Below are 7,179 nucleotides of genomic sequence, written 5' to 3'. Positions count from 1 at the left end.
GAAGCTGGAAGCTGGAAGCTGGAAGCTGGAAGCTGGAAGCTGGAAGCTGGAAGCTGGAAGGCAGCCTGTTGCCACCCACCCCTGTGTCAAGGCCTTTCTTCCAGCTTCCAGCCGCGAAGCGGCGCTCTTCCAGCTTCAAGCTCCGGGCGAAGCCCGGTCAGGCGTTAATGGTGTCGATTCCACCCATGTAGGAGCGCAGCGCCTCGGGCACGGTGATCGAGCCGTCGGCGTTCTGGTGGTTCTCCATCACCGCGATCAGGCAGCGCCCCACCGCCAGGCCGGAGCCGTTGAGGGTGTGCATCAGCTGCGGCTTCTTCTGTTCCGGGCGGCGGAAGCGCGCCTGCATGCGCCGTGCCTGGAACTCCTCGCAGTTGGAGATCGAGGAGATCTCGCGGAAGGTCCGCTGGCTCGGCATCCAGACCTCCAGGTCATAGGTCTTGGCGGCGCCGAAGCCCATGTCGCCGGTGCACAGGGTGACCACCCGGTAGGCCAGGTCGAGCGCCTGGAGAATCGCCTCGGCGTGGCCACGCATCTCCTCCAGGGCCTCGTAGCTCTGCTCCGGCTCGACCATCTGCACCATCTCGACCTTGTCGAACTGGTGCTGGCGGATCATGCCGCGGGTGTCGCGGCCGTGAGAGCCCGCCTCGCTGCGAAAGCACGGCGTGTGGGCGGTGAGTCGCACCGGCAGCATCTTGTGCTCGAGAATCTCGTCGCGGGCGAAGTTGGTCAGCGGCACCTCGGCGGTGGGGATCAGGTGGAAGCCGCGCTCGTCCTCCAGGCGGAAGAGGTCCTCGCCGAACTTGGGCAGCTGGCCGGTGCCATAGAGCGAGGCCTCGTTGACCATGTAGGGGACGTAGCACTCCTCGTAGCCGTGCTCGAGGGTCTGCTTGTCGAGCATGAACTGGGTCAGCGCCCGGTGCAGCCGCGCGATGGGCCCGCGCATCACGGCGAAGCGCGAGCCGGTGAGCTTGGCCGCCAGCTCGAAGTCGAGATCGCCCTGGAGCGCTCCCAGGTCGACGTGATCGCGCACCTCGAAGTCGAAGGTCGGCGGTGTGCCCCAGCGGTGCAGCTCGACGTTCTCCTCCTCGCTCTGCCCCTCCGGCACGCTCTCGTGGGGCAGGTTGGGAATGCCGCTGACCAAGGCATCCCACTCGGCCTGTACCTCGGCGAGGCGGGCCTTGGCGGCATCGAGCCGCTCGCCCAGGTCGCTCACCTCGGCCAGCAGGGGCTGGATGTCCTCACCCTGTGCCTTGGCCTTGCCGATGGACTTGGAGCGGGTATTGCGCTCGTTCTGCAGGGACTCGGTCTCGGCCTGCAGCTCACGGCGCCGGGACTCCAGCGCCTCGAGGCGCTCGGTGTCGAGATCATAGCCCCGGGTGGCCAGTCGTTGGGCGACCGCATCGAGGTCGCTGCGCAGCAGTTTGGGATCGAGCATGGCATCCAGTCCGTTGCAGTCGGTGAAGGAAGGTCGAGCGGTGTCCGAATCAGGGCGACCATTGTAGGCAAAAGGGGGCAGGGGCGCCACGCGGCGCGAGCCGGCGGGATGCGCGCCACCGCCCTCTCGCGGTAGAGTAGGCGCACTCCTTCCCCCCTGCCCTGGCACAACAGGGCGGCGCCACCACTGAACCGACGCCATGATCGCACGCTTGGACACCGCTGACGCCAGCACCCTGCCGGGCCTCGACGCCCGCTACCTGCGCTTTCTCGAGGCGCTGAAAGCCGAGGGCTTCGAGGGCGAGATCACCCCGGACTACGCCTCCCGCACGGTGCTCGCCACCGACAACTCCATCTACCAGCGCCTGCCCCAGGCCGTGCTGAGCCCGAAGCACGGCGCGGACCTTCAGCGCATTGCCCGCCTGGCCGGCCGCGAGGCGCATCGCGAGGTAGTGCTCACGCCGCGCGGGGGCGGCACCGGCACCAACGGCCAGTCGCTCACCGACGGCCTGGTGGTCGACGTCTCGCGGCACATGAATGCCATCCTCGACATCGATGTCGAGAACCGCCGGGTGCGCGTCCAGGCCGGGGTGGTCAAGGACCAGCTCAACGCCGCACTCAAGCCCCACGGCCTCTTCTTCGCGCCGGATCTTTCCACCTCCAACCGCGCCACCATCGGCGGCATGATCTCGACCGACGCCAGCGGCCAGGGCAGCTGCGAATACGGCAAGACCCGCGACCACGTGCTCGAGCTCGAGACCGTGCTGCTCGGCGGCGAGCGCCTGGTCAGCCGCCCGCTGGCCGACGATGCGCTCGCGCCGCTGTGCGAGCGCGACGACGTCACCGGCGCGGCCTACCGCACCGCCCGGGAGATCATCGACACCCAGCGCGCGCTGATCGAGACCATCTTCCCGCCGCTCAACCGCTGCCTGACCGGCTACGACCTGGCACACCTGCGTACCACGGATGGCCGCCTCGACCTCAACAGCCTACTGTGCGGCTCGGAGGGCTCGCTCGGCCTGCTCGACGAGGCGGTACTCAATGTGCTGCCGATCCCGCAGCACTCGACCCTGGTCAACGTACGCTACGCGGGCTTCATGGATGCCCTGCGCGACGCCAAGACCCTGATGACGAGTGATGCGGCGCCCACCTCCATCGAGACGGTGGACGACACCGTGCTGCTGCTGGCCATGGAGGACTTCGTCTGGGACAGCGTCGCCGAGTTTTTCCCGGCCGGCGATACACCGGTACGCGGCATCAACCTCGTCGAGTTCAACGACGACGACCCCGAGCGCCTGGCCCGCCGGGTCGAGGCCTTCTGCCGCCACCTGGAGACGGACGCGAGCGTCGAGCGCCTCGGCTTCACCCTGGCCGAGGGCCGGGCGCAGATCCAGCGGGTCTACGCGATGCGCAAGCGCGCCGTGGGCCTGCTCGGCAACGCCAGGGTCGATGACAAGGGCGAGAAGCGCCCGATCCCCTTCGTCGAGGACACCGCGGTGCCACCCGAGCACCTGGCGGACTTCATCGCCGAGTTCCGCGCCGCCCTCGACGCCCGGGGGCTCGCCTACGGCATGTTCGGCCATGTGGATGCCGGGGTGCTCCACGTGCGCCCGGCGATCGACATGAAGGACCCCGAGCAGGAGCGGCTGATCCGCGAGGTCTCCGACGAGGTGGCCGCGCTGACGCAGAAATACGGCGGCCTGCTGTGGGGCGAGCACGGCAAGGGCGTGCGCTCGGAGTACTCCCCCGGCTTCTTCGGCGAGCTCTACCCCAGCCTGCAGCGGGTCAAGGCGGCCTTCGACCCCCATAACCAGCTCAATCCCGGCAAGATCGCCACGCCGCTTTCTATCCCACCCGAAGACGTGGGAACCCCGCCCGAGGCCACGGGCAAGGCTCTCCCTTCCGAGGCTTCAGGACGGGCCGACGACCGTCCGGCCGAGACCACCGAGGAGCAGACCGTCAAGTTCGTCGACCCCGGCCTGCTGGCCATCGACGGCGTGCCCACCCGCGGCCAGTTGGATCGCACCATCGATGAGCGGGTCTGGCAGGCCCACGCCGCCACCGTCTACTGCAACGGCAACGGCGCCTGCTACAACTATGATCCCGACGACGCCATGTGCCCCTCCTGGAAGGCGACCCGGGACCGGGTCCACTCGCCCAAGGGGCGCGCCAGCCTGATCCGCGAGTGGCTGCGCCTGCAGGGCGAGGCCGGCGTCGACCTGATCGAGGAGTCCCGCCGCCAGCGGGCGGAAGGTTCCTGGGGGTTCATCAAGCGCTTCCCCCGCCGCGCTCTCAACACCTTGCGTCGCGACCGCGAGGCAGACTTCTCCCACGAGGTCTACGACGCCATGGCCGGGTGTCTCGCCTGCAAGTCCTGCGCCGGCCAGTGCCCGGTCAAGGTCAACGTGCCGGACTCCCGCTCGCGCTTCCTTGAGGCCTACCACGGCCGCTACCTGCGCCCGATGCGGGACTACCTGGTCGGCGGCATGGAGTTCCTGCTGCCCGCGCTCTCCCGCGCAGCACCGCTCTACAACGCCGCCCTCGGCAACCGCCTGATCGACCGCCTGCTGGCAGGCCCCATCGGCCTGGTGGACAGTCCCCGGCTCTCCCGGGCGAGCCTGAAGAAGCAACTCGCCGCCTGGGGCGTGGTGGAAGCGACGCCGACCTCGCTCGGCCTGCTCACCGAGATCCAGAAGGCCAGAAGCGTGGTACTCGTGCAGGACGCCTTCACCAGCCACTTCGAGGCGCGGCTGGTGATGGACATCGTCGAGCTGCTCTCGCGCCTCGACGTGCGGGTCTTCGTCGCGCCCTTCTCGCCCAACGGCAAGCCCCTGGACGTCCAGGGCTTCCAGGGCGCCTTCGCGCGCACCGCCGACAAGCAGGCTCGGCGCCTGCGCACGCTGGCCGAGTTCGGCGTGCCGCTGGTCGGCATCGACCCCGCCATGACCCTCACCTACCGCCAGGAGTATGTGAAGGCGCTGGGGCCGGACGCCGTGCCCGAGGTGCTGATGCTCCAGGAGTGGCTGGTGACGCAGACGCCGAGCCTGGCGCAGCGGGTAGCGCCGGCGGGACACGACGCACGGGATCCCGGCTTACGGCTGCTCTCCCACTGCACCGAGAAGACCAACGCCCCGGGCAGCCCCAAGGCCTGGCAGCAGCTGTTCGCCGCCTTCGGCCTGGAACTCGAGCTGGTCAGTACCGGCTGCTGCGGCATGTCCGGGACCTATGGCCACGAGGCCAGGAATCTCGAGACCTCGCGGACCATCTACGCCCAGTCCTGGCAGCCCCAGGTGGAAGATGAGGCCAACGCCGGCCGGCTGCTCGCCACCGGCTACTCCTGCCGCAGCCAGGTAAAGCGCTTCTCGGACCAGTCCCTGCCCCACCCGCTGCAGGCCCTGCTGGGCTGGCTCAAGCAGCGCTGAGCCGAGCGGCGCGCCAGGTCGCCTCTCACACCTCGCGCGCATCCCGCCGGGCGCGCCCTTCCGGATGATCGTCCCGCCTAGCCGCCGCCCTGAGGGGCGGCGGTGAGGGTGAGGTCGATGGCATCGTGACGCCAGTACTCCTCGTCGCAGTCGACGGCCCGGCCGTTCTGGTCGTGATTGATCCGGGTGATGCGCTGGGCCGGGCTGCCGCGCACGGCGTTGAGCGCCCGGGCGGCCGCCTCGGGCAGCACGGTGGTCGAGAGTGCGTAGCTGACCCGAGCCACGCGCAGGCCGTAGTGGCGACGGTAGAGATCGGTCAGCGACTCCCGGGCCAGATCGAAGGCGAGGATGCCGGGGAAGCAGTCGGGGCGCAGGTGGTGCTCGACGTAGAGCACCCGCCGCTCGTCCACCAGACGCGCCCGGGTGATGCGATAGAGACGATCGCCGCTCGCGAGCCCTAGGTGCCGCGCCACCTCGAGGGGCGCGCCGATCTCCTCGGCGACGAGCAGCCGGGTCTGCGCCCGGCGCTGCTGGGACTGCACCATGTCGTGGAAGGGCAGGCAGGCCAGCAGGTCATAGCGCAAACGCGGCGGGGACACGAACCATCCCCGGCGATTCTCGCGATAGACGCGCCCCTCGGCCTCCAGCTGGACGAGCGCCTCGCGCAGGGTGATCCGGGTGGTGGCGAGCCGCGCCATCATCTCGCGCTCGGCGGGCAGGCGGCGATCGCCGCGCTGGGCGGCCGACGCCACCAGCGCCAGCAGGGAGGCCAGCAGGGAGGGCTCGGAAGACGGAGTGCCCCGGGGCGCATCGGCATCGGGGACGGTGGCGGAAACAGGGGAAACGGGTTGCAAGGCGTTCTCGGCGATCGACGGCAAGGGGGCGGGAGCACCGCTGATCTAGACCAGGGCGGCGACCCGCGACGCTGCACGCCAGTGTAGTTCAGGTGTCATGACACGCCGATTACAGCCCCCCCCTCTGGAGAATGCCGGGCAGTAAGCGGCTGATACCAGCCATACAACTGCCATTCATCTGACACCGCGCTGTCATGACGAACGCCTAAGGTGCATCGCGTCGGCAGCTGATCTAGACCAGACGACAGACTGCGTCACGGCACCGACTCGACCCATCGTCCCGTTCCGGAGATTCGTCATGCTCGCCACCCCCAAGCGCTCCCGCCTGACCGCCGCCCTGGCCGCGGCCTCCTTGCTGGGCCTCGGCCTCACCGCCCAGGCCAACCAGCCGACCGATGCCTCCCTCGAGGCGCTGATCGCCGCCGCCCAGCAGGAGGGCCGCGTCGACAGCGTCGGCATGCCCGATACCTGGGCCAACTGGCAGGACACCTGGGCCGACCTGGAGACCCACTACGGCCTGGCGCACAGCGACACCGACATGAGCTCCGCCGAGGAGGTCGCCAAGTTCAAGGCCGAGGGTGAGAATGCCACCGCCGACATCGGCGACGTGGGCTTCGCCTTCGGCCCCATCGCCGTCCAACAGGGCGTCACCCAACCCTACAAGCCCACCACCTGGGACGAGATCCCCGACTGGGCCAAGGACGAGGACGGCCACTGGATGCTCGGCTACACCGGCACCATCGCGATGATGATCAACAAGGCGCAGGTGCCCGAGGCGCAGCGCCCGGCGAGCTTCGCCGATCTTGCCGAGGGCGACTACGCGGTCGCGGTGGGTGCCGTGGGTCAGGCCTCCCAGGCCAACAACGCCGTGCTGGCGGCCGCCTTCGCCAACGGCGGCAGCGAGGACGATCTCGCCCCGGGCCTTGCGGTATTCGCCGAGCTGGCCGAGCAGGGGCGCCTCTCGCTGGCCGATCCAAGCATCGCCAATCTGGAGAAGGGCGAAGTCGAGGTGGCCCTGCTGTGGGACTTCAACGCCCTGAACTATCGCGACCAGATCGACCGCGACGCCTTCGAGGTGGTGATCCCGTCCGACGCCTCGGTGACCTCCGGCTACGCCACCATCATCAACCGCCACGCCGCCCACCCCAACGCCGCCAAGCTCGCCCGGGAGTACATCCTCTCCGATGCGGGCCAGGTTAACCTGGCCGAGGGCTACGCTCGCCCGATCCGTGCCGAGCACCTGACCCTGCCGGAGGCGATCGCTGCCAAGCTGCTGCCCAACGCGCAGTACGCCAACGCCCGCCCGGTCCAGGACTTCGCCGCCTGGGAACAGAGCGCCCGCGAGCTGCCCCGCCAGTGGCAGTCCCAGGTGCTGATCCACCAGCAGTAAGCGAGCGGCGCTCCCGGCGATGGTGAGCGCCACACTCCACCCGTTACCCCCCATCGCCGCTTCCCCGCGCGGGAAGCGG

General features: G+C 69.4%; 5 protein-coding genes. 3 read left to right on the top strand and 2 right to left on the bottom strand.

All coding sequences use genetic code 11. The features are described from left to right. Positions 1-191: hypothetical protein (locus FEI13_RS19290; RefSeq protein WP_204758418.1), on the top strand; the 191-nt coding region annotated here is incomplete at its 5' end. Here the strand turns inward: FEI13_RS19290 and serS are convergent. Beyond that, the gene (gene serS, locus FEI13_RS17565) at positions 158-1,435 is read right to left on the bottom strand and encodes a serine--tRNA ligase (RefSeq protein ID WP_138182807.1); all 1,278 of its coding nucleotides are present in this window, start codon (positions 1,433-1,435) and stop codon (positions 158-160) included. The genes FEI13_RS19290 and serS overlap by 34 nt on opposite strands. A 199-nt stretch (positions 1,436-1,634) precedes the next feature. On the opposite strand from serS, the gene FEI13_RS17560 reads away from it, so the two are divergent. Continuing rightward, entirely contained in the window at positions 1,635-4,856 is a 3,222-nt protein-coding gene (locus tag FEI13_RS17560) for an FAD-binding and (Fe-S)-binding domain-containing protein (RefSeq protein ID WP_138182806.1), read from the top strand. Between the two features lie 77 nt (positions 4,857-4,933). Here FEI13_RS17560 and FEI13_RS17555 read toward each other — a convergent pair whose 3' ends face one another. Beyond that, on the bottom strand, positions 4,934-5,710 hold the full coding sequence (locus FEI13_RS17555; RefSeq protein ID WP_240036563.1) for a UTRA domain-containing protein: 777 nt from the start codon (positions 5,708-5,710) through the stop codon (positions 4,934-4,936). Between the two features lie 298 nt (positions 5,711-6,008). Here FEI13_RS17555 and FEI13_RS17550 point away from each other — a divergent pair, with 298 nt between their 5' ends. Continuing rightward, the gene (locus FEI13_RS17550; RefSeq protein WP_138182805.1) at positions 6,009-7,100 is read left to right on the top strand and encodes an ABC transporter substrate-binding protein; all 1,092 of its coding nucleotides are present in this window, start codon (positions 6,009-6,011) and stop codon (positions 7,098-7,100) included. The last annotated feature ends 79 nt before the right edge of the window (positions 7,101-7,179 follow it).

It is taken from the genome of Halomonas urmiana, from assembly GCF_005780185.1.
Taxonomy (GTDB): Bacteria; Pseudomonadota; Gammaproteobacteria; order Pseudomonadales; family Halomonadaceae; genus Halomonas; species Halomonas urmiana.
The sequence above is the reverse complement of the archived record's forward strand: the minus strand, read 5'-3'. Positions and strand labels throughout refer to the sequence as shown.